The sequence below is a fragment of the Paenibacillus sp. FW101-FHT12H11 genome, from assembly GCF_058790355.1.
In genome coordinates this window covers 43,388-66,881 of record NZ_JBYTCO010000017.1, presented here as the reverse complement: position 1 = coordinate 66,881, position 23,494 = coordinate 43,388, and the positions used below count along the sequence as shown (strand labels likewise).

Sequence of the window (23,494 nt, the reverse complement as noted above, 5' to 3'; positions counted from 1 at the left end):
CTAGATTTCCTGCTATATCAAGGGCACAAAAATGGATGATTGTAGGAAACGGGAGCACCCTGTACATTGAATCTTGTCGCTGGCAAGTAGCTGCCTGCTGATATCATTACAACGAGAATGGAGGAATACAAGTGGGCGCGAGTCGATTGAAACAAGTCTGGTCAGGCATCGCTCGGGACAAATTTTTATATGTGTTAGCGCTTCCGGGGCTGCTCTACTTCCTTATTTTCAAATATGTGCCTATGTGGGGAATCGTCATATCCTTTCAAAACTATTCACCCTATCAAGGCATGTCGGGGAGCCCGTGGGTGGGACTGGAGCACTTTCAAAGGTTCTTCTCCAATCCGGATTTCTTCACACTCTTCCGAAATACGCTGGCAATTAACGTCTTATCCTTAGTGCTCTTCTTTCCGCTGCCGATTCTATTATCCCTAATGCTGAATGAAGTGCGCCATATGGTTTATAAGAAAATCATTCAATCAATTGTCTATTTGCCTCACTTTTTATCGTGGGTCATTATCGTAGGAATCACTTTCCTGCTGTTCTCAACAGGAGATGGGGCTATCAATCAAATGCTGGTTGCTCTGGGCTTTGGTAAAATCGACTTTTTAACGAATAAAAACTATTTCTGGGGCATGCTGACGGCGCAGTCCATCTGGAAAGATGCCGGATGGGGCACGATCATCTTCCTTGCGTCGATGGCGAGCATTGATCCTCAATTATATGAAGCGGGCAAGATGGACGGCGCCGGCCGGTTCCGCCAAATGTGGCACATCACTTTGCCAGGTATTCGTTCCGTTATTATCATTCTTCTCATTCTAAGGATCGGCCATATCATGGATGTCGGCTTCGAGCAGGTCTTCTTGATGATGAATGGGGCGGTATCCGAGGTAGCGGACGTATTCGATACGTATGTGTACAGGCTTGGTGTGAAGCAAGGTCAATTCAGTTACAGTACCGCAGTTGGATTGTTCAAATCAGTTGTCGGCTTGCTGCTGGTCATTGGAGCCAATAAATTGGCCAAAAAATTTGGCGAAGACGGCGTTTACTAGAAAGGGAAGGAGGAATCCTTGATGTCAGCTGAACATGTATCTACAAATATTGCTTCCAAAGGCGATCGCGTCTTTAACGCGGTGAACGCCATCCTGCTAGGAATAATGGGGATTATTACATTCTTCCCGCTCTATTACGTGTTTGTTGTTTCGTTTAGTGATCCGTCCAGCTACATTTCGAGCGAGTTTAAGCTGCTTCCTGCTAAATGGAGTTTGGCCTCTTACAAATACCTGATGTCGACCGATGCCTTTCTACATGCTATAGGAAACAGCGTATTCCTAGCTGTAGTTGGGACAGTGCTTAGCTTGCTGGTAACATCCTGTCTGTCTTATGCGATTTCTCGTAAAAGGCTTCAGGGACGCAAGTTCATCATGCTGCTCATTCTGTTAACGACCCTGTTTAATCCGGGGATCATTCCCCCTTATTTGCTGGTGAGAGACCTGCACATGATTAACAGCACGTGGTCGCTCATCCTGCCGGTTCTAACAAGCGGCTGGTATGTGCTGCTGATGAAAGGTTTCTTCGACAGCATTCCGGCTAGTCTGGAGGAATCGGCGCGTATCGACGGCTGTAATGATATCAGCGTCTGGTATCGCATTATTTTGCCGCTGTCGCTGCCTTCACTTGCTGCTTTCGGGCTGTTTTACGCGGTAGCATACTGGAACACCTTCTTCACAGCACTTCTCTATATCAATGATTTCACGAAGCAGCCGCTTCAAGTCTTACTCCAAAATATGTTGATTGACGCTTCAACGGCAGCAGGCGGCGGCGCCGCAGCTGAAATGATGTCCGAGCAGCGGATTCCTCCGGAAACGCTCAAGATGGCGGCAGTTGTTATTGCGACCATTCCGATTTTGTTGGTGTACCCGTTCCTGCAAAAACACTTTGCCAAAGGTGCAATGGTAGGTTCGGTTAAAGAATAGATAATTGATGAACATTTGGGGAGGTTGTACAATAATGGTTATGAACAAGAAAGCAATAAGCGTAGTAGCATCCACCCTTCTCGTTTCCTCTGTGCTAGCTGCATGTGGAAGCAAAGAGAGCGCACCGGCTGCCAGTGCGGGACAAGCAGCGTCCGGCAAGCCAACTGAGATTAGCATCATGACAATGTATTACACGCCGGAGCCTCCAGGGCCGGACAATGTCATCGTCAAAGAAATCGAAAAGAAAACGAACACAAAGCTCAAAATCACTTGGGTTTCACCAAACAACTATGGCGATAAAATCAATGTAACACTAGCTTCAGGCGATATTCCTGATCTGATCTTGCTAGATGATCCATTCAGTGCTCAAGTACGCGGCATGGTCGCTCAAGGCGCATTCTGGGAACTTACACCGATGCTGAAGGACTATCCGAACTTGATGGAATATCCGAAGGAATCATGGGAGAATACCAAGCAAGCTGACGGTAAAACGTATGGTATCCCGCGTGCCCGTCCTACGGATGGCGGTGGATTCCCTTACCTGCGTAAGGATTGGCTGGATACGTTACATTTAGAAATTCCGAAAACCACGGACGAGCTCTACACAGTATTAAAAGCTTTTGTTGAGAAAGATCCGGACGGCAACGGAAAAAATGACACGATCGGTTTCATCGGCTTCGTCGACCAAAATGGCATGTCCTACATGACGCAGCTGCAGAACAGCTTCACGAAAGTAAACGGCGATTGGAAGCTTGTAGACGGTAAGCTGATCAATGTAAACGTGCTGCCCGAAGTGAAGGACGCACTGACTTGGATGAACCGTGCCTACCAAGAGAAATTGATTCCTGAGGATATCGCGGTACTCAAAAATACACAAGCTAAAGACCTGCTGAAAGCGAACCGCGGCGGAGGCTTCCAGGATACAGCTGAAGCTGCATGGGAACCGACGGAAGAACTGCGTAAAACGAACCCGAAAGCAGACTTTATCCCACTAGTTTCGTTAAATGGCTATTCGAACAAAGACAGCGGATTCTTCGGTATGTACGCGATTCCGAAATCTGTGCCAGAAGCGAAAGTGAAGCAATTGTTGAAATTCATGGATTACGGCGCTACGCAAGAAGGTTATGATCTGGCAAGCTTTGGTCTGAAAGATGTCCACTACACAGAGAAAGACGGCATCAAGACACCGACAGAGCAAGCAAAGAAAGATATTGTAGCCCAACAAGCGCTAGGTCAAATTTTCTTGAAATATGACAAGTACCTGCGTGCTTACCGTACAGGTATGCCGAACGATTACTTGGAGCGCAACAGAAAAATCATTGATGAAAAAGTGAAAATCAGTACGGGCGACCCTTCGTTAGGTCTAAATTCCGATACGAACCAAAAGGTCGGTACGGAGCTAAGAAAGAAAATTCAAGACATGAAGACGAAGGTCATTATGGGGAAAGAATCGCTCAGCGCATGGGACAGCTATGTAGCTAAGTTGAAGACAGATCCGGATATGGTCAAAATCACAGAAGAAATGAACGCTGCTTATCAAAAACGCAATAGCGCGAAATAAATAAATACCGCCCCCCCGACGCCAAAAAATTGCGGCAGTCGCGGGGGATTTCGGCATTGGATGAAAGAGGGACAGATGATGTGGAGTCGATGGAGGCAGAGCTGGTACTGGTGGACACAACGTTCCGGCAGGGGGAATTTTTATCGCAGAAGCTTGATCTTGGTGTTGTGCATTACCAGCTTGCCTACAGCCATCATCGGGTACACTTCGTATATTACGGGACGCGCTCATATTGAGAAAGAGATTATGCGCAACCATGATACACTGCTGAAGAAAACGATGGATCGTATGAATGATAACCTGGCTCAGCTCGAGCTGGCCGCTACGCAGTGGTCTCTGGATAGCAGGATGGATGCCAGAATTGCGGATATGAATCTCAAGGATGAATACAACACAACGCAGAATCTATATCGTTTCCTGGGTCTCATGAAGGGAGCGTATCCTTTAATTGACCAAGCGCAGCTATATTTGGACCGAGAAGATCCCGTCATTATTTCGGATAGCGAGGGGATTGTTCCGATTCGTAATGAGCTGGAGAGGGATATTTTCCACACGTTAATGAAGCAAGAGCGAGGGGTGTTCTGGTGGGAGTCCTTGCCTAAGGGAAACGGGAAGCCTGAGTCCACTTCCATTGCGCTAATCGAGAAGCTGCCAAGCGTAGGAGAGCCGTATGGGGCCCTTATTTTGTATTTGAATCGCGATAAGTTGGTAGAAATGGTTGAAGAAATGGCCACAGACCCCAATGGCGCCGCGTTTCTTATGAGTAAGGATGGACATATAATCGTCTCCCCAAGTAATGGAAATGAAGAACATGCCCAATTAGAAGCTGCGGTCAGGGAAAGTGTCAACGGACGGTCGGAAGAAATAGGCTCTTACATCCTGGACCGTAACGGACAGTCCTACTCCGTTGCTTTCGGCCAGTTCTTCCGTTCCGGAACATTGTGGAAGTTCGTAACGGCAACCTCCTTATCGCAATTGACGGCCCCTGTGGAGTTTATGTCTAGAAGTATGCTCAGTATAGGGGGAATAGGGCTTCTCTTGGCTGTTCTGCTCTCGTGGGTAGCTTCCAAGCGAATTTATCAACCGATTGTGCGGCTCGTGAATGTGATTAAGGATTATAAGCCCACTCAGGAGAGCCAAGGGGATGACCTTGCCTTTATTGAACAGGAGTGGCGGCATTTAAGTCAGGAGAGCAGGGTGCTGGAATCCAAGCTTGATAAGGCCTATCCTGCTCTAAGGTCCGCGTTCCTCTTGCAGTTGGTGCAAGGACACTTTTACTCCCTTAGCGAGACAGAGCTAAGAGGGCGGATGGAGAGCTTCGACTGGCAGACGGAGTCCCAGTGGTTCGTTCTGCTGCTGGTGAAGATTAGCGGATTTGCCAAAGAAGATGGCCGGTTCCTGGAAAATGAGGAACAACTGGCAACCTTCGCGGCAGCGAATATCGCGCAAGAGATCGTAAATACGCAAACCCCAAATGCGGAGATTATGAACTTCCAGGATATGACCGTAGGCATTCTGCTCTCTTATCCCATGGATCGGACGAAACAGCAGGCCAAGGATGAGCTGTATCTGTTAGCGAGTGATTTGGCGCAAACCATTAGCTCCCTTCTTAAAATGCAGACCACCGTCTGCATGGGCCGTTTAACAGCTAACGTGCAGGATTTGCCGCAGCTTTTAGTATTTTTGCGCAGCTCTATCCGCTATCGGGATTTGAAAGCTGACCATCAAGTGCTTGATTTGGAAGAGATGCTGCCGAGCACCAATGACGATGTGCATTATCCATTTGCCTTGGAAAAAGAGCTCATGCAAGCCATTCGAATGGGTCAAAGCGAGCAGTCGCTGAGCTTGATCGAGAGCTTCGTTCATGAGCTTGTGCGCCAGTCGAGTAAAGAGAAGATCCTCCAGGAAGGAGCCATGCAGGTACTGGGCAGTATGCTGCATACTATGCTGGAGTCAGGCTTTAATCCGCATCATTTCTTCGAGGGCTACAACTTGTACGAACAGTTGAATCAGCTTAGGGAACCCGAGCAGATGGTCCGCTTTTTCCAGACGAAGGTAATCTCACCTTATATTGAAGGGCTGAATGAATACCAGGACATCCACATGAAGCGCCTGGTGGAGCGCGTTACGGATCGGATTCAGGAGCGTTTTATGAACAGCGACATCTCCCTAGAGGAATGTGCGGACGCTTTTAATACAACGACCTATGCGCTAAGTAAAGCATTCAAGCAAATCAATGGCGTGAATTTCATCGACTATTTGATCACCCTGCGGATGGATAAAGCCAAGAAACTGCTCCTCGAGTCTGATTTAAAGGTCAACGAGATTGCCGAGCAGATTGGGTATCAGCCATCGTATTTTATCCGTCTTTTTCGGAAATATGAGAACATGACGCCGGGACAGTATCGGGACCGGATGAAATAGGGAGGGGCCTGCCGCTTTTTGATGCGGTGGGCTCTTTTTTTTGCGCTGAGATGCCGCCCCGCCCTATGTTGTACTTTATACAATACTGAAGGCGGTTTTACCTCGGAATCGTCATCTTCATTGTATGATGTACACTCATTTTGGCCTTTATTGGGTTAATACCGTCCCTCCCTCTCCGAAGCATTGCACAAAGTACAACAAAACTGCGAATTGAGGCCGAACCTCCGTCTTTTTGTTGCAAAAAGTACAACACAGCGCATGTTTTTCCTGAGTACTACTGCTCAGTGCACCTCCCTACCAAATTGGGGATAACCCTCCCTCTTTTTCGTTGTTAATAACCTTCAAAAACCTCTTACTTGTGCTGATGTTGATAATGCTGATTTTTTTCTCAGTGGGCAGGAAGTCTATTAACATGTGGATAGGTAGAAAAAATTGAATTTTTGCAGGAATTTTCGAGAAATATTACAGTTGGCAATCAACAGAGCTTCAAGCCGAGGATGTGCCTGCTACGATACAAGATGGCAGAAAAAAACGATGGCAGAAAAAAAACGCCAGCCAACGGATTATACCGTTAACTGGCGTTTGGTTGTATACGCGCCCGAGATGATTCGAACATCCGGCCTACAGTTTAGGAAACTGTTGCTCTATCCTGCTGAGCTACGGGCGCATGGCAAAGATTATGATAGCACGAAGCCTTATATGGCGCAACCTTTGAGTGGCAAGATTTAACTTGTAGTTGAAATTAGCTAACTGCATCGTGCGATGGGGAGCTACAGGACGTTATTTAAGCCAAAACGTACACTTCCAGGGTACAGACGGAAATGGGCTCTATTTTGCCTAATTAACCAAGAATTTGGCTAGAAATGCTAAAATAGCGGATCACAGTCCCCACTTCCTCGCTAAATTACTTAAGATCCGGCGATTAGGGGATCATAGTTCCCTTTCGCATATCAATGCGAGGCGACCGCTTGCGAAGCTAGACCGCACTCAGCCTAGCGGCCAACGGCAAAGTCCAAAGCCAAAGCCAGAGCTAACGCGCTATTCCTTCCCGCGCAGCTTGCGGAAAAACTGCGTCAACATCGTCGCGCACTCCTCTTGCAGCACGCCGCTGACCACATCGACCCGGTGATTGAACCGGTCCTCCTGCAGCAAGTTCATCAACGTTCCCGCGCAGCCGGCCTTGGGATCGGTTGTGCCGTAGATCACCTGCGGAACGCGCGCTTGAACAATCGCGCCGGCACACATGGGGCAAGGCTCCAGCGTGACGTAAAGCTTGCAGTCAAGCAAGCGCCACGCTTGCAGATGCTCGCTGGCCTGCTTAATAGCAATCATCTCAGCGTGAGCAAGCGGATCCAGCGTCGTTTCACGAAGATTGTAGCCGCGGCCGATAATTTCCCCTTGATAGACAACAACGGCACCAATCGGGACCTCTCGAATGGCTTCGGCTTTACGCGCTTCTTCTATGGCCGCTTTCATCCACGGGATATGTTCATTATATTCATTATATTCATCCACAGGGGGACACCTCACTAAAAATAATCTTATCCACATGTGAACAAAGGATCGAACAAGTATTCGTTGTTAACAACCTGTGGATAACAATGTGTATAACTCGAAAAGTTGTGGATATTTAATTCTTCTAACATTCATACAACAAATACCAGATGTATGCAAGAGATTTAGTTGATAATAGGGAAATCCATCCGTATAATGAGAGATAACGTAGGTCTTTTAGACCATATAGCACGATATTGTACGACAAAGCATGACAAATCATTTGCAAGGTTCGATAATGGCAAACTTACCGAAAGGTAAGGACGCAAAGCCGAGGGTCTACGGTTCCTATGGAACTACGACAGCCTGGTTACCGAAAATCGATGCTTTTTCAGGTTGAGGTAATAGGCTGTCCCCAAAGCAGGGGCAGTCTATTTTTTTATAGGGAACGCGGGGAGGGGTGATCAACAAAGTGGTTAGCAACAGCAAACAAAAATCTGCTAAGTTTTACGGCAGCAAAGAAGGGTACGACGCTGATGTAATGATTGACAGCAAGGCGATGCTGAGCAAGGAAGATTTCGTAGCCACCGGCGTGTTGACCTATGCACTAGGTGACATCATTGAAGTGGAGCTGCCGGAGTACCATGTTTTTGCGCTGGGAGATAAGTGTAAAATGACGGTATATACGAAATCCGGGCTGTTTGTTATGGATACGGTGGTTGTGGCCAAGGAGCAGGGTTCGTTGATTGTTCTGAATCCCCCTGAAAACCGCAGGAAGTTCACGGAAAAGCGGGAGTTCCCTCGCGTAGATGTGAAGAATGAAGGGCTTCTTTTCGCGCTCCAGGATAGAAACAAGAAGCTCAAACATCATTTTGATACACCGATTCGATTCTCTATCAAAAATCTATCTATTAATGGTTTAGGATTTACGATCAGTGAAAATGCTATGCTTGAAAAAGTCATTCAAAAGAACTCTCAACTGGAAGTGGAGTTGATTTTGGGCTTTTTGGTGCCATGTACAATGGAAATTGTTCGGCAAGAAAAAACGAATGACGGCTACTATTACGGTGCTAGTTTTGTCAGCATCCCGGATGAGAAAACGAACGCGCTGCGCGGATTTATTATAAAAAATCAGATTGAAACGTACTTCGTCCAGAAGCGGGAAATTGAAACAAAAAAAGCACTGGAAAAAAAGTCTGCGGCTAATCAGTAGCCTACAGGCTTTTTTTTGCGTTCCAAGTACTATATAATAAGAAGGATGATTTTCGAAAATTAAGGAGTTGTAACTACGATGGCTTTGAAAGCAGGTATCGTCGGTCTACCGAACGTAGGAAAATCGACATTGTTTAATGCAATTACACAGGCGGGGGCAGAATCTGCAAACTATCCGTTCTGTACGATAGATCCGAATGTTGGGGTAGTTGAAGTACCGGACGAGAGATTGCACAAGCTGGTAGAGATGATTGTCCCTAAGAGCATTGTTCCGACAGCCTTCGAATTCGTTGATATTGCGGGTTTGGTGAAGGGCGCGAGCAAAGGCGAAGGGCTTGGAAATAAATTTTTGTCGCACATTCGTGAAGTGGATGCCATTGTGCATGTTGTCCGTTGTTTTGAGGATGATAATATTACGCACGTCTCCGGTAAAGTAGATCCGATTGGCGATATCGAGACGATTAATCTTGAATTGATTTTGGCTGACATTGAGTCGGTTGAGAAAAAAATCGAGCGCTCCCGCAAGAACCTGAAAGGCGGCGACAAGAAAGTTGTTGCTGAGGTTGAGTGTTTGGAACGCATCAAGGAAGCTCTTTACAACGATCTGCCAGCGCGTAGCATCGATTTGAGCGACGATGAGAAGCTGCTTGTTCGCGACCTTCACCTGTTGACCATGAAGCCGGTTCTTTATGCGGCCAATGTGAGCGAAGACGAAGTATCAACAGCGGATGAGAATCCATTTGTTAAAATCGTTCAGGAATACGCGGCGAAAGAAAACAACGAAGTTGTTTCGATCAGCGCGAAGGTGGAATCCGAGATTGCTGAGCTCGAAGATGAAGAAAAAGCAATGTTCCTCGAAGAGTTGGGACTTCAAGAGTCCGGCTTGAATAGATTGATTAAAGCAGCTTATCGCAAACTTGGCTTGTATACGTATTTTACAGCTGGGGTGCAGGAAGTAAGAGCTTGGACGATCCGCAAAGGAACGAAAGCTCCTCAAGCGGCCGGTGTGATTCATACCGATTTCGAGCGTGGATTTATTCGCGCCGAGGTTGTGTCTTATACGGATTTGGTAACGGCGGGTTCCATGAATGGCGCGAAAGAAAAAGGGCAAGTGCGTCTGGAAGGTAAAGAGTACGTAGTGAATGACGGCGACGTTATGCATTTCCGATTTAATGTTTAAGGAATAAAAAATAAAGAAAGGAGTGATCCGTTATGTTGGATCGACTTCAGTCCATTGTGGACCGCTATGATAAATTAAGTGAGCTGCTGTGTGACCCGGATGTGACGAGTGACACGAAGAAGCTTAGAGAGTATTCGAAGGAACAATCCGATCTTCAGGAAGCCTACGATGCTTATAATGAATATAAGAGCGTGAGCGAGCAGCTGGCAGACGCGAAAGCGATGCAGAACGAGAAGCTGGATGATGAAATGCGTGAAATGGTGAAAATGGAGATCGAAGAGCTTAGCGAGCAATCGGCTAATCTGGAAGAACAACTCAGAATCCTCATGATGCCAAAAGACCCGAATGACGACAAGAACGTCATCGTTGAAATTCGTGGAGCAGCAGGCGGCGATGAAGCTGCGTTATTCGCAGGCGACCTTTATCGTATGTATACCCGCTATGCGGACGCGCAAGGATGGAGAACGGAAATTCTCGATGCTTCCGTGAACGATTTGGGCGGATTCAAAGAGATTATTTTCATGATTACAGGAAAAGGCGCTTTTAGTAAGCTGAAGTTTGAGAGCGGAGCGCACCGTGTGCAGCGTATTCCAGTAACAGAATCAGGCGGACGTATTCATACCTCCACTTCAACAGTTGTAGTGATGCCTGAGGCGGAAGAAGTTGAGATCGTTATTAATGACGCGGATATTCGCGTAGATACATTCTGTTCGAGCGGAGCGGGCGGTCAGTCCGTTAATACGACGAAATCAGCGGTTCGCGTGACTCACGTGCCTACGGGCATTGTGGCAACATGTCAGGACGGCAAATCGCAAAACTCCAATAAGGAGCAAGCGCTTCGCGTACTGCGTGCACGAATTTCCGATAAGATTCGAGAGGAAGAGGAAGCGAAATACTCAGGCGAGCGTAAAAGCAAAGTCGGTACAGGTGACCGTTCGGAGCGCATTCGCACGTATAACTTCCCGCAAAGCCGGATTACGGATCACCGGATTGGTTTGACGCTTCACCGACTAGATACAGTGCTTAACGGTGACATGGGAGAAATCGTGTCGGCGCTAACGATTGCCGCCCAGTCGGATGCTTTGGATAATGGGGAGCAGGCAATGTGATGCCGACTGCCTCGAAGACGATTAGAGAAGCCTATGTAGAGGCTTCTTCTTTTTTAGGGAAGCTGGGCGTAGCGGAGGCGGCTTCCTGTGTGGAGCTGTTGCTGCAGCACCTATTGGGCTGCAGTCGAACTGAGCTGCTGTTCCGCTTCCAGGAACAGTTTCCTGCCGAGCTGGAGGCCGCTTGGCGCCAGCTAGTAGAGAGGAAGGCCGCGGGTGAGCCGGTACAGTATGTAATCGGCGAGCAGGATTTCTACGGCCTTACGTTTGCCGTTAGCCCGGCCGTGCTGATTCCGCGGCCGGAGACGGAGCTGCTCGTGGAGGCTTTGCTCCGCGAGGGCTCGCGTCTGTTCCCGCAAGGCGCTCCGCTCCTTGCGGATGTTGGTACCGGGAGCGGTATCATCCCGGTGACGGTGGCTCACGCGCGCCCAGACTGGCGCGTGGCGGCCAGCGACATCTCCGCGGCAGCGCTGGAGATGGCCCGCACGAACGCGCAGCGCCATGGCGTGGCTGCGCGGGTGGAGTGGCTCGAGGGCGACCTCCTCGAGCCTTATATTGAGCGCCGGATCGCTCCGGATATACTGGTGTCTAACCCACCGTATATCCCTGATGGCGAGCTCCCGGCGCTGATGCCGGAGGTGCGGCTGTTCGAGCCGCACACGGCTTTGTTCGGCGGTGTCGAGGGACTCGACCTGTACCGCCGGATGGTTGCGCAGCTGCCGCTGCTGCCGCGAATCCCGACCGTGGTCGGGTTCGAGGTCGGCATCGGGCAGGCGGAGGCTGTGGCGGCGATGCTGCGCGCCGCCGCCGATTGGGGAGAGATCCGGTTCGTGCCGGATCTGCAGGGGATTGATCGCCACGTGATCGCGATCCGGCCGCGGGAACAGTAGGGGCTTGTTTTTGTATCCAGTGGTGGCGTTAATCTTGATATTGGGTAAGGGAACAATGGTCCGCTATTCTCCATTAAAGTTGCATTTTCCACCCTGGTACAGGAACTACAGTCCGCTATTTTGCCGGTTTCGCTCGATTGACGCTCCATAGGGATTAAATAAGACCCTATAGTTCCGTTCAGAGAGGGAAACAGCCCGTTTTTCCCAAAATAGCGTTCTCTGGTTCCGCTAAAGATAGGCCTGAGCGTGAATTTGTTAATTGTCAGTTAACAGAATCCCAACTCTATCAAATCTACCAAATTTAAATAGATTGCTAGGTTTAGCCTCTCCTCTTTTTGCCTATACTGGCTAGTAGAAGCGAAGGGAAAGGGGCTTTTCCTCATGGTAAAAAGAACGGATCGCCATTCATTCAAGCACTTATTATTCGTGGCTTTTGCACTTATTGTTATGATAACTAGTTGGGAATCCAATCGTACGAATGCGGCGGTTATTTCGCCTACCATACCGGAAGAATCTATTCGCCTGCGTATTCTAGCAAACTCGGATTCGGCGCAGGATCAAGCACTGAAACGCGAAATTCGCGATGCGATTATTGAGCGTATGCAGGGTTGGGTTGTTGGCCCGCATTCCTTGGATGAAGCAAGAGCGGTAGTATTGGCTCATTTACCGGAGTTCGATGAGCTTGTCGGACAAATGATTGAAGCTCGTGGCTACAGCTACACACATACGGTTGAACTTGGCAAAGTCCCTTTTCCTACGAAAATGTACGGGAATGAAGTTTACCCTGCAGGTGACTATGAGGCGCTTCGTGTAACGATTGGCAGCGGGGAAGGCCAGAATTGGTGGTGCGTGTTGTTTCCACCGCTTTGCTTTGTAGATTCTGTTTCAGGAGAAGCGGTGGCAACCGCCGCTGTTGTAGCGAAAACAGAAGGCCAAGACAAATTGAAAACTTCGTCTACACCTGCACCTACGGCAAAAGACAGTAAAGTGGCCCAGCCAACGGTCAAGCAGAAAGCAAGTACGGACGTGCAGCCTGTTATGGCTGATGCGACTGAAGACACGCAACCTAAAGTCAAGTTTTTCTTCTGGGAAATGACCAAAAAAATCGTTTCATGGTTTAGTTAACTTGATTTCATTTTGGAAGTAAGGATGATAGATCGTGACAAAGTACTGGAAAGTAGACCCGGATAGGGTTGGTAACAGGGGTGAAGAATTATCAGATGCCGCAGCGCTTTTGCGGGGCGGGGACACCGTAGCTTTCCCTACGGAAACGGTATACGGGCTTGGTGCTGATGCTACGAATACCACAGCGGTAAAGCGTATTTTCTCAGCTAAAGGACGACCGTCGGATAATCCGTTGATCGTCCACATTGCGGATACGAAGCAGCTCTCAGATCTCATTGAGCCTGATAGTGTCACGCCTGACCATCATAGGCTTATGGAGGCTTTCTGGCCTGGCCCTCTTACAATCGTGCTGCCTGTAAAAACAGGCGGCATTTCGCCGTTGGTGACGGCCGGTCTTACTACGGTTGGCATTCGTATACCTGATCATCCTGTGGCCTTGGAGCTACTTCGAAAAGCAGCGCTTCCTATAGCAGCCCCAAGCGCCAATAGTTCTGGCAGACCGAGTCCAACGCTGGCGTCACATGTGCGAGAAGATCTGGACGGTCGAATCGGTGGGATAGTGGATGGCGGCGGCACGGGGGTCGGTGTTGAGTCGACGGTGATTCAGCTTGCAGATGGTGAGCTGTATATTTTGCGTCCAGGCGGCGTTACGGCAGAGCAGTTGCAGTCCGCCCTGCCGGCTATTCGAATTCATGAGCCTGAGCGGGAAGATGTGCAAGTTTCAGAAACGCCTCGTGCTCCGGGGATGAAGTATACGCATTATGCGCCAAAAGGATACATGCATATTGTATCTGGAGACAATTCTGAAGCAGTGGCTGAATGGATTCAGCGCGACATTCAAGCCGCTAAGGAGCGGGGGGAATCGACGGGGATCCTTACTTTTGAGGAAAGGGCTTCTCTATATGAAGCTGATTTGGTCATTGCCTGCGGCTCGTTAGCGGAACCGGATAAGATTGCTCAGGGGCTGTACGCAGCATTAAGGCAATTTGATCAGCAAGGGATTCAGTACATTGCTGCAGAAGGCTGCCCGGAAACGGGGATTGGTCAGGCCATTATGAACCGTCTGCGCAAGGCAGCCGGTCACCGGCTTGTACGTGTTTAGCTAGCATGATTCCCTGTTTGTCCGCATATCTTGGTTAAGAAAGCGGACAAGGGGGACAGCACTTATGCTCGTAACTGGCGTTGAATTTGGGCAGCTTATCACCATCTTCATCATGGCGATAGCCTTGGGTTTGGATGCTTTTTCCTTAGGAATCGGTATCGGCATGAAGGGGATTCGCTTGTTGGATATTTTAAAAATAAGCACGGTGATCGGTATTTTTCATATCATTATGCCGTTAATGGGCATATTTATGGGACAATATGTTTCGCTTCTGCTTGGCAATGTGGCCACTGCTGCGGGCGGATGTTTGCTCATTCTTTTAGGCTCCCATATGGTGTATAGTTCGATCCGTGGAGAAGAAGCAACCTCTTTTGATCATAGATCTTTATGGGGTCTGACGATTTTTGCGCTTAGTGTAAGCATAGATTCGTTTTCAGTAGGTGTATCCTTAGGCATGTTTGCGACGGATATCCTGCTAACCGTGCTTGTATTTGGTTTGTTCGGCGCGCTGCTATCCGTAGCTGGTTTATTGGTTGGCAGACGGGTGAACGGCTGGGTTGGCGAGTATGGAGAAGCGTTTGGCGGGCTAATTCTGCTCGCGTTTGGGATCAAGTTTTTGCTATGATACAATAGAGGCGGAGCAGGCTCTGCCTATGTTTATGAAGAAAGTTTTGTTACCGCAAAATTCAGCCCATGCTTACGAGAAAGTTTTACTACGCAAAACTCAGGCCCATGCTTACGAAGAAAGTTTTGCTACGCAAAACTCTAAGGAGGTTCTCATGTTGCGAATTCTATTTGTCTGTACAGGAAATACGTGCCGCAGTCCATTAGCCGAAGGTTTGCTGCGTATCAGGGTGCACCAAGAAGGACTTGCGGCAGAAGTTCGTTCAGCTGGCGTATCCGCGATGACGGGCGCTCCGATCTCCCGAAATAGTGCAACGCTGCTGCAAGAGGCAGGGTTCAAAGAGCCTATTCGTTCATTAGCGATACAGGAGTCTGAAGTGAAGTGGGCAGATCTCATTTTAACGATGACGATGGGGCATAAACGTTCGGTTATCCAGCGGTATCCGGGCGCGATAGATAAGATTTTTACACTCAAAGAATATGTAGAGGACGATCAGCGCATCCTTCAAGCGATTGAGGAGAGAGAGAAGTTGGTCACGGAGCTTCAGCTTAAGCAGGCTCTTTCACAAACAGTAACCGTTGAAGAACGAAATCGGATTTATCTGTTGGAAGATGCCATCCCGGATTATGATATTTCTGACCCGTTCGGAGGCCCTATAGAGGTTTACCGGCAAACAGCGAATGAAATCAGCGGGAGTTTAGATAAATTGGTTAAGAAGCTGCGCGAGCGGAAAGAGGATTCGCAGTCTGGGAAATGATTTGCGAAAGACATCTTTACACCTCGTGCATAATGCGATAAGATGGATTCATCAAGCAAGACTCAATGTAACTGGCGACGAGTGGGAGTAACCACAATGGAGCATTGAGCTATACGGCCGGTCGCCTGGGCAAAAGAGCAACGCGCTATTTCTAGCGTGTCCGCTCTTTTTTTCGTTTTCTGGTGGACTTTGGGATATAATAGAAGGGTCGAATTCGAACAAGCAAAGGAGCGTTCTATCCATGAAAATTGCGTTAGGTGCGGATCATGCAGGCTATCGTTTGAAAGATGTTATTATTCCTTTTATTGAATCCTTGGGCCATCAGGTCATAGATTATGGATGCAGCTGTGCAGATTCCGTTGATTATCCGGATTATGCACTCAAGGTTTGCGAAGATGTGGTTTCCGGGGAAGCCGACAAGGGAATTCTGATCTGTGGAACAGGCATCGGGATGTCGATCGCTGCGAATAAGGTTCCAGGCATCCGTTGCGCGCTGGTTCATGATCTATTTTCTGCTAAAGCCACACGGGAGCACAATGATACGAATGTACTTGCTTTAGGCGAGCGTGTCATCGGACCGGGTGTTGCCGAGGAAATCGTGAAAATTTGGCTGGAAACAGAGTTTTCCCAAGGTGTCCGTCACCAGAACCGCATTAACAAGGTGCAAAGCATCGAAGATCGCTTCGCGATTCATCCATAAGGGTGGCCACCATGACAAATTCCATACTTCACACGATTGCAGAAGATTTGGAAGCAAATCTTCGCGAGTTGGTAAAGGTGGGCAATCTACGGCCAGGTCACATTCTGGTCATTGGTACAAGCACGAGTGAGATTCTCGGTCATCGGATTGGGACGTCGGGGACGTTGGATGCAGCTCGGCCGATTTTTGAAACGGCGCAGCGCATTAGCCGCGAGTTCGGTTTGCACTTGGCTTTTCAGTGCTGCGAACATTTGAACCGCGCGCTTGTCATTGAGGAAGATCTTTTCGCGATCTCCCCTCAGCTTGAGCCAGTGTCGGTTATTCCTGTGCCAAAAGCCGGAGGTTCAATGGCCTCCTACGCGTACCGCCACTTCGCGAAGCCTATAGTCGTCGAGACGATTCAAGCGCATGCCGGAATCGATATTGGCAGTACGCTGATCGGGATGCATTTGCGGCGGGTTGCTGTGCCTGCACGGCCGCCCGTGCGGAATATGGGTCATGCTTATGTAACCATGGCCTTTACACGGCCTAAATTGATTGGTGGAACAAGAGCTGTCTACACACCTGAGGCTGCCGAGCAGCTCTATCAGCAAGCCGCGCCAGATGCGGATTGCTAGGTTAACTTATAGATATAAATTATCTTTTAGGAGGAATTCCATATGACAAACTTTCTAAGTAAACAAGATCCGAAAATCGTAGAAGCTATGAATCTAGAACTTGGTCGTCAACGCGACAAAATTGAGCTTATCGCTTCTGAGAACATCGTCAGCCAAGCTGTGCTTGAAGCGATGGGTACAGTACTGACTAACAAATACGCAGAAGGTTACCCGGGCAAAAGATACTACGGCGGCTGCGAATACGTAGACATCGTAGAAGATATCGCTCGCGACCGCGCGAAAGAGCTTTTCGGAGCTGAACATGCGAACGTTCAACCGCACTCTGGTGCACAAGCGAATATGGCTGTTTACTTGGCAGCTCTAAACCCTGGTGACACTGTTCTGGGTATGAACCTGGCACACGGTGGTCACTTAACACACGGCAGCCCTGTTAATGCTTCCGGTATTCTTTACAATTTCGTGGCTTACGGTGTAAGTGAAAAAGACTTCCGTATCGACTACGACGATGTTCGTAAAGCGGCTTTCAAACATAAGCCTCGCATGTTAGTTGCTGGCGCAAGTGCTTACCCGCGCACGATTGATTTCGAAGCACTAGCATCCATCGCTAACGATGTAGGCGCATTGTTCTTCGTTGACATGGCGCATATTGCCGGTCTAGTTGCTGCTGGTTTGCACCCGAACCCAGTGCCGCATGCACATTTCGTTACAACTACAACGCACAAAACGCTTCGCGGTCCTCGCGGCGGTATGATTCTTACGCGCAAAGCTTGGGCAGCTGCGATTGATAAAGCTGTATTCCCTGGTTCCCAAGGCGGTCCTTTGATGCATACGATTGCTGCAAAAGCCGTTTCCTTCGGTGAAGCTCTGCAACCGGAATTCAAAACTTACGGTCAAAACGTCATCGACAACGCGCAAGCATTGGCGACTGCACTGACAGCTGAAGGCATTAACCTTGTTTCCGGCGGTACAGATAACCACTTGATGCTGGTTGATCTGCGCAACCTGAACATCACAGGTAAAGATGCTGAGCACGTACTTGACGAGATTGGTATCACAGCGAACAAAAACGCGATTCCTTTCGACCCAACAAGCCCGTTCATCACAAGCGGTATCCGTTTGGGCACACCGGCTGTAACATCCCGCGGCATGGGCGTAGAAGCGATGCAAACAATCGCGAAAGTGATTGCAATTACATTGAAAAGCCCGAAAGATGAGGCTGTTCTTGAGAAAGCTCGCGGCATGGTGAAAGATTTGACGGCGCAATATCCGTTGTACGCAGGTTTAACTTACTAATCAAAATAGAAAGGGCTGCCTCAAAGGGTCGTTAATGACCTTTTGAAGCAGCCCTTTTTTTATACTACTGCATGACGCACCTTCTGCTCGGCTTCCTTCAGGCTCGGCAGTATGGACGCCAGCAAGCCAATTCCCGCGACGCCGGTCAGCAGAATAAACAGCGCCATGGCCGCGGATGGCAGAAAACCGCCAATGATCATGTTTAGTCCGCTAAGCATAATGGCAACGCGATTCGTCATGCTGCTGAGCGCCATATAGGAGCTGCGGGCGTGGTCGGGGACAAGCTGTACAAGCAGCGCTTGTTTTAAAGGCACATAGGTCAACTCACCTATGGTGGCAACGAGCATTAACAGCATAAGCATGATTGGCTGGCTGCCGAATACAAGATATGTATAGCCGGCTACGTTCAGAAACATGGCGAACAACATCATCCTGGTGTCGGAATTTCCTTTGAGCAGCCGCCCAACAAAGAGGGAAAGCAGCACGACGGCGAGTGTATTCTCTGTGCGTAGAACGCCGACGAGAGGCAGACCGTCGATGGTAGCGGACATGCCGGGAAACCAAGGGGTGTGATGAATATCTTGAGCGAGCCGGATGCCGATATATCCGTTTAGATTCATTTCTACGGACACGATGAGCACACTTGAGATTAGATAAATGAGGAATCTGCGGTCGCTCAGCACCCCTTTATAACGGTGATACATCGAGATACGTTTAGAAGGGTGCGCCTCTTCCTCCACGCTAGTCACTTCGGCCGGCATCGTTTCTGTCATGAAAAAGGCTGTCACCAGCAGCGCAACAAGTGACATTCCGCTAGCAACGAACAAAAGCTCAAAGAGATAGTCGCTAAAGAAGAAACCGCCAATCATCCCCGCAACGGAAATGGCCAGGTTATTGGACCAATAATTAATCCGATAGATGGCTTTACGGGTATCAGGTCCTGATACATCAATCAGCATGGCCTCAACAGCAGGTTTGCTTAGGCCCCAAGAGGCCGTACTGATCACTGTCATGATGAGCGTGAGTGCTGCGGAATGCCAGATTGGCGAATTAGCGAAGGTCATAATCGTATAAGCCAGAAGGGCGACGCCCTCCCCGATTAGCATCATTTTTTTGCGGCCAACCCGGTCTGCGTAATGACCACCGATCGTGGCGCTGATTAGAGCAACAGCAATGGAGATAGTCGTCGCTGTGCCGGCGATGGTTGTGCCGAGTGTACGGGCAAAGTAAATCGACATGAATGGAATAACCATATTGCTGAGGATGTTGGTCAGAAAGCTTAGAGCAATGCGCAGTCGCACATTAGGATGGAATTGAAAGAATGTCATGCGCCATCACCTGTTTCCTAGTATCGTCAATTTCCGTGTTTCCCCATCATAACAAATGACCATGAGTTAAAAAGTGTACAGAGCTTTGGAAAACTTTCACCTTTTATCCCTGCTGCAGGCTGTTGACGAAATGGAAAGGCGCAACTATACTCTTTGGTAATTCGTGTAAAGGAGGGGACTTTCATGCAGCTTGCCTTACAATATGCGCAGTTGAAAACATCAGTAACGCGTGTTTTACAGATCCCCCACACGTATATGGACGTGCCAGTCTCCGTAGAAGAAATTGCCGGTTACCTGTATTGTACGGAGCGCAATGTAAAAATTTTGATCCGCAAAATGAGCGAAATGGGTTGGATCGTCTGGACGCCGGGACGAGGCCGTGGACACCGCTCGATGATTCGATTTCTGGTTCCGGCAGAAGATGTGCTGATGGCGGAAGCGAAGATCCATGTTGAACAAGGAAACTTGAACCATGCGATGAGTTTGTTTCAAATGGATGGATTGGACGGGAGCGTCATGGATCGGTTCTTGGCTTGGCTCGGCAGTTATTTCGGATACAGAGCCAATTGTGATTCCGGAAATCCTGAAACGCTGAGGCTGCCGATGCAAATTCGCGTGCTGACGCTTGATCCTGTCGATGTGCTGTTCTCGCGGGACTTGCATTTCGTGAAGCAAGCCTTTGACACATTGCTCTATTTCAATCCGCTTTGCGGCAGCCTGGAGCCTGGCTTGGCTCATGAGTGGGAGTGCAATGAGGATGCGACGGTATGGACTTTCTATTTGCGGAAAAGAGTGAGATTCCATCATGGCCGGGAGCTGACAGCGGACGATGTGGTGTTTTCATTCAACCGGTTGCGTTCACTGGGCACTGAGGATTCGCCGAATCGGTGGCTGTTGAATTCCGTCAAGGATATTCGCGCCGTCGACAGGCTGACGGTTCGCATGGAACTTGCTGCGCCGAATTATATGCTGCCGCATTATGTTAGCTCCTACCAGGCAGCGATTGTCCCTGCTGATGTTTACAGTGCAACTAAGGTAGCGGATGCCAGCATGCTCCCCGTTGGAACGGGCCCTTTCCGCATTACGAGGCATGATGCGGGTGGCGTGACGTTAGAAGCCTTTGAGGAGTACTACAAGGAAGGCGCCCATTTGGATCGCATCGAGCTGCTCTATGTTCCGGACAACGTAAGCGATCGAAGATGGCAGCAGTTAAACTTCCAAATGGGGAAGCTTAACCATTATAAACAGCCTGCCCCTGCACACTGGTGTAAAAAGGAAGTGATGATGCTGGGGTCTAGCACGGTTGTGTTTAATCTTCGCAAAAATGGACCACAGCAAGCCCTTGAATTCCGCCAGGCTATTCAGTTTATTTTGAATCGCTGTGGGTTAATAAAGGAATTAGGCCTTTATCATGCAAGGCCAGCTGCCGATTTCTTGCCAACGGATTCGCCGGGGGTTGGACCCGAGGATCACCAGCCGGAGCGGGCGAGGGATCTGCTTAGAGAATGCGGTTATAATGGCGAACCCATTACCATGACATTTACGCTCAAGAATCAGCCTCAAGCCGAATGGATTCATGCTCGCTGTCAGGAAGTGGGTATTCCCGTTATTCTGAAGCTGTATACTTTTGAACAAATGACAAAGGTGCCGCTGCTGTTAGAGGCCGATGTTATCATAGGCGGAGTTGTTGCGGATGATGATGAGGCACGCTGCTTGATTGAGATGTATAAAGTGGGCAATTTAGCGGTTCGAGTCTGTGCAACGGATGAGCAGCGACGAGTTTTTGATGAGACTATTGCGGCTATCGAAAATGAGCCCGACAGACAAGTGCGCCTGCAACGAATCCGAGGGATGCAAGATTTAGTGTCGAAAAACTTCGCTGTCCTATTCCTTTTGCATACGACGCAGCAATTGGTGTACAGCCCTCATTTACAAGGCATAACGTTCAACACGCTGGGATGGTTTGACTTCAAAAACATTTGGTACCACCCTGGGCCAGTTGAATAATAAACAGATAAGATGCAAAGCCGCTTGGGAGATACTCCCGGGCGGTTTTTTACGCAAATAAGGATATTCATGGTAGGTTTGGTTTTTCGGAGGATAAGTTGGATAACATATGATATAATGAACGAGGTTTGTCGTACCTTGACGCTAAAATGGGTAAAATACATATAACATTGTGGTTTTTTAGGAGGAAATTATGGGGAAGTTATTTATTTGTGATCATCCGTTAATTCAGCATAAGCTGACCTTTATTCGGGATGAAAATACGAAAACAAAAGATTTTCGGGAGCTCGTAGACGAAGTAGCGACTTTGATGGCTTACGAGATCACGAGAGATATTCCGCTTGAGCATGTTCAGGTGAAAACGCCTGTAACAACGGCAGATTGCCGCATTATTTCCGGCAGAATGCTGGGCCTTATCCCTATTTTGCGCGCAGGATTAGGAATGGTTGACGGTGTGCTTAAACTGATCCCAGCTGCCAAAGTAGGACATGTTGGTCTATACCGTGATCCTGACACGCTGCAGCCTGTCGAATATTATGTGAAGCTGCCGACAGATGTCTTGGAGCGGGAGCTCATTGTGATCGACCCGATGCTCGCAACAGGCGGTTCAGCGAATGCAGCAATTGAAGTATTGAAACGCAGAGGCTGTACACAAATGAAGCTGATGTGTTTAATTGCTGCGCCGGAAGGAATTAAAGCGGTTCAACAAGAGCATCCGGATGTTGATATTTACGTGGCGGCCGTGGATGACTACTTGAATGATCATGGCTATATCGTACCTGGCTTGGGAGATGCGGGAGATCGTCTGTTCGGCACGAAATAATAGACTTATGACGATGGGGGAGAAGAACCAATGAAACGTTTGAAAGTCATTACGATTTTCGGTACTAGACCTGAAGCGATTAAAATGGCTCCGTTGATTAAGGAGCTGGAGAAGCATCCAGAACATATCGAGTCTCTCGTTTGCGTAACGGCTCAGCATCGGCAGATGTTGGATCAGGTGCTTGATATTTTCAAAATCACACCGGATTATGACCTTAACGTTATGAAGGATCGCCAGACGCTGAATGAAATTACTATGCGCGTGCTGCAAGGCTTGGAGCCGGTTTTCCAAGAGGCGAAGCCGGATCTGATTCTCGTGCACGGCGATACGCTGACAACCTTCCTTGCGAGCTATGCGGCATTTATGCAGCAAATCCAGGTTGGACATGTTGAAGCGGGTCTTCGTACGTGGAACAAAATGTCGCCATATCCGGAAGAAATGAACCGTCAGTTGACGGGCGTTTTGGCGGATCTGCATTTTGCGCCAACCCAACAATCGGCTGATAATTTGCGCAAAGAAAATAAATCGGAATCTCAAATCTATGTAACAGGGAATACCGTTACGGATGTCTTTCAATATACCGTGCAGGAATCCTTCGAGCACCCGGTTATGGAGTGGGCCGCAGGCCGCAGGCTGATCTTGATGACAGCCCATCGCCGTGAAGCGCAAGGTGAACCGCATCGCCAAATTTTCCGTGCTGTGAAACGTATCGCTGATGAATTTGAAGATATCGCAATCGTATATCCGGTGCATCCGAGCCCGGCTGTCAAAGAGCCTGCCCACGAAATTCTGGGCAACCACCCGCGCATTAAGCTGGTAGAACCATTCGATGCCAGTGAGTTCCATAACTTCTATCCGAAGACACATATGATTCTGACAGACTCTGGCGGTCTTCAGGAGGAAGCGCCATCCTTTGGTGTGCCGGTACTTGTGCTACGTGATACGACAGAGCGTCCGGAAGGCATCCAAGCGGGCACATTGGAGCTGGTTGGAACAGATGAGGAGAAGGTCTACGAGCGTGCTCGCGCGCTGCTGACAGATCCAGTTTTATACAACAAAATGAGCCAAGCCGCCAACCCATACGGGGATGGCAAAGCATCCCAAAGAATCGTTCAAGCGATTCTGCATCACTTTGGGAAGGTCTCGGAGCGCCCTGAAACATTCTAACCGTGACAAAATCATGACAAACGCTACAGCGTACAGTTCGACTGTTTGGTTTGGAAACTCGCAAACCTTAGAGCCACAAGGCTCTGAGGGCTTTCGGGCTGCGAGGA

At 48.8% G+C, this 23,494-nt stretch carries 20 protein-coding genes, 1 tRNA gene and 2 riboswitches; of the genes, 18 read left to right on the top strand and 3 right to left on the bottom strand.

Translation table 11 applies throughout. The annotated features are described in order from the left end of the window. The first annotated feature begins 131 nt into the window (after nt 1-131). The 4 genes from AC3WTJ_RS35770 (at nt 132) to AC3WTJ_RS35755 (ending at nt 5,961) form a co-directional block, all read left to right on the top strand. Nucleotides 132-1,052 carry an ABC transporter permease gene (locus AC3WTJ_RS35770; RefSeq protein ID WP_281282262.1) on the top strand — a complete coding sequence of 307 codons (921 nt, stop codon included), beginning with the start codon at nt 132-134 and terminating at the stop codon, nt 1,050-1,052. Nucleotides 1,053-1,073: 21 nt separating this feature from the next. Next, nucleotides 1,074-1,976, top strand: coding sequence for a carbohydrate ABC transporter permease (locus AC3WTJ_RS35765; protein ID WP_407870078.1), 903 nt, complete (start codon nt 1,074-1,076; stop codon nt 1,974-1,976). 34 nt (nt 1,977-2,010) lie between these two features. Beyond that, nucleotides 2,011-3,537: an extracellular solute-binding protein gene (locus AC3WTJ_RS35760; RefSeq protein WP_492526355.1), complete on the top strand. Its 1,527-nt coding sequence runs from the start codon at nt 2,011-2,013 to the stop codon at nt 3,535-3,537. Nucleotides 3,538-3,612: 75 nt separating this feature from the next. Beyond that, the gene (locus AC3WTJ_RS35755) at nt 3,613-5,961 is read left to right on the top strand and encodes a helix-turn-helix domain-containing protein (protein ID WP_492526353.1); all 2,349 of its coding nucleotides are present in this window, start codon (nt 3,613-3,615) and stop codon (nt 5,959-5,961) included. Nucleotides 5,962-6,554: 593 nt separating this feature from the next. Here the strand turns inward: AC3WTJ_RS35755 and AC3WTJ_RS35750 are convergent. Both AC3WTJ_RS35750 and tadA read right to left on the bottom strand, forming a co-directional pair. Continuing rightward, nucleotides 6,555-6,628, bottom strand: a tRNA-Arg gene (locus AC3WTJ_RS35750). Between the two features lie 371 nt (nt 6,629-6,999). After that, complete coding sequence (gene tadA / locus AC3WTJ_RS35745) at nt 7,000-7,491, bottom strand: tRNA adenosine(34) deaminase TadA (protein WP_492526351.1); 492 nt, start codon at nt 7,489-7,491, stop codon at nt 7,000-7,002. Nucleotides 7,492-7,745: 254 nt separating this feature from the next. Next, nucleotides 7,746-7,833: riboswitch (cyclic di-GMP riboswitch) on the top strand. Nucleotides 7,834-7,915: 82 nt separating this feature from the next. Between tadA and AC3WTJ_RS35740 the strand changes: the two genes are divergently transcribed. The 11 genes from AC3WTJ_RS35740 to glyA all read left to right on the top strand — a co-directional run bounded on the left by AC3WTJ_RS35740 (nt 7,916) and on the right by glyA (nt 18,062). Next, nucleotides 7,916-8,668 (top strand): PilZ domain-containing protein, encoded by a 753-nt coding sequence (locus AC3WTJ_RS35740; RefSeq protein ID WP_492526349.1) that lies wholly within the window; start codon nt 7,916-7,918, stop codon nt 8,666-8,668. A gap of 78 nt (nt 8,669-8,746) precedes the next feature. Continuing rightward, nucleotides 8,747-9,847, top strand: a complete 1,101-nt coding sequence (gene ychF, locus AC3WTJ_RS35735; protein ID WP_492526347.1) for a redox-regulated ATPase YchF — start codon at nt 8,747-8,749, stop codon at nt 9,845-9,847. 32 nt (nt 9,848-9,879) lie between these two features. Next, complete coding sequence (prfA, locus tag AC3WTJ_RS35730) at nt 9,880-10,956, top strand: peptide chain release factor 1 (protein WP_157318575.1); 1,077 nt, start codon at nt 9,880-9,882, stop codon at nt 10,954-10,956. After that, nucleotides 10,956-11,843, top strand: a complete 888-nt coding sequence (gene prmC, locus AC3WTJ_RS35725; protein ID WP_492526375.1) for a peptide chain release factor N(5)-glutamine methyltransferase — start codon at nt 10,956-10,958, stop codon at nt 11,841-11,843. Before prfA ends, prmC begins: the two co-directional genes overlap by 1 nt. A 381-nt stretch (nt 11,844-12,224) precedes the next feature. Then, on the top strand, nt 12,225-12,968 hold the full coding sequence (gene spoIIR / locus AC3WTJ_RS35720) for a stage II sporulation protein R (RefSeq protein ID WP_492526345.1): 744 nt from the start codon (nt 12,225-12,227) through the stop codon (nt 12,966-12,968). A 31-nt stretch (nt 12,969-12,999) separates the two neighbouring features. Continuing rightward, complete coding sequence (locus AC3WTJ_RS35715) at nt 13,000-14,070, top strand: L-threonylcarbamoyladenylate synthase (protein WP_492526373.1); 1,071 nt, start codon at nt 13,000-13,002, stop codon at nt 14,068-14,070. Between the two features lie 64 nt (nt 14,071-14,134). After that, nucleotides 14,135-14,695, top strand: coding sequence for a manganese efflux pump MntP (locus tag AC3WTJ_RS35710; protein WP_492526343.1), 561 nt, complete (start codon nt 14,135-14,137; stop codon nt 14,693-14,695). Nucleotides 14,696-14,849: 154 nt separating this feature from the next. After that, nucleotides 14,850-15,452, top strand: coding sequence for a low molecular weight protein arginine phosphatase (locus AC3WTJ_RS35705; protein ID WP_407870088.1), 603 nt, complete (start codon nt 14,850-14,852; stop codon nt 15,450-15,452). 57 nt (nt 15,453-15,509) lie between these two features. Continuing rightward, nucleotides 15,510-15,590, top strand: a riboswitch (ZMP/ZTP riboswitch). Between the two features lie 103 nt (nt 15,591-15,693). Then, the gene (rpiB, locus tag AC3WTJ_RS35700) at nt 15,694-16,152 is read left to right on the top strand and encodes a ribose 5-phosphate isomerase B (RefSeq protein ID WP_157318572.1); all 459 of its coding nucleotides are present in this window, start codon (nt 15,694-15,696) and stop codon (nt 16,150-16,152) included. 11 nt (nt 16,153-16,163) lie between these two features. Beyond that, nucleotides 16,164-16,769 carry a TIGR01440 family protein gene (locus AC3WTJ_RS35695; RefSeq protein ID WP_492526340.1) on the top strand — a complete coding sequence of 202 codons (606 nt, stop codon included), beginning with the start codon at nt 16,164-16,166 and terminating at the stop codon, nt 16,767-16,769. A gap of 42 nt (nt 16,770-16,811) precedes the next feature. Beyond that, nucleotides 16,812-18,062, top strand: coding sequence for a serine hydroxymethyltransferase (glyA, locus tag AC3WTJ_RS35690; RefSeq protein ID WP_157318570.1), 1,251 nt, complete (start codon nt 16,812-16,814; stop codon nt 18,060-18,062). Between the two features lie 59 nt (nt 18,063-18,121). Here the strand turns inward: glyA and AC3WTJ_RS35685 are convergent, their stop codons facing one another. Continuing rightward, nucleotides 18,122-19,390: an MFS transporter gene (locus tag AC3WTJ_RS35685; protein WP_492526338.1), complete on the bottom strand. Its 1,269-nt coding sequence runs from the start codon at nt 19,388-19,390 to the stop codon at nt 18,122-18,124. A gap of 183 nt (nt 19,391-19,573) precedes the next feature. Here AC3WTJ_RS35685 and AC3WTJ_RS35680 point away from each other — a divergent pair, with 183 nt between their 5' ends. From AC3WTJ_RS35680 to wecB, 3 genes are all read left to right on the top strand, one after another. After that, a complete protein-coding gene (locus AC3WTJ_RS35680) occupies nt 19,574-21,397 on the top strand; it encodes an ABC transporter substrate-binding protein (RefSeq protein WP_492526336.1) in 1,824 nt (607 codons plus the stop codon). A gap of 193 nt (nt 21,398-21,590) precedes the next feature. After that, on the top strand, nt 21,591-22,220 hold the full coding sequence (gene upp, locus AC3WTJ_RS35675; protein WP_127453437.1) for a uracil phosphoribosyltransferase: 630 nt from the start codon (nt 21,591-21,593) through the stop codon (nt 22,218-22,220). A 30-nt stretch (nt 22,221-22,250) separates the two neighbouring features. Next, nucleotides 22,251-23,387, top strand: a complete 1,137-nt coding sequence (gene wecB, locus AC3WTJ_RS35670; RefSeq protein ID WP_492526333.1) for a non-hydrolyzing UDP-N-acetylglucosamine 2-epimerase — start codon at nt 22,251-22,253, stop codon at nt 23,385-23,387. Nucleotides 23,388-23,494: the final 107 nt, after the last annotated feature.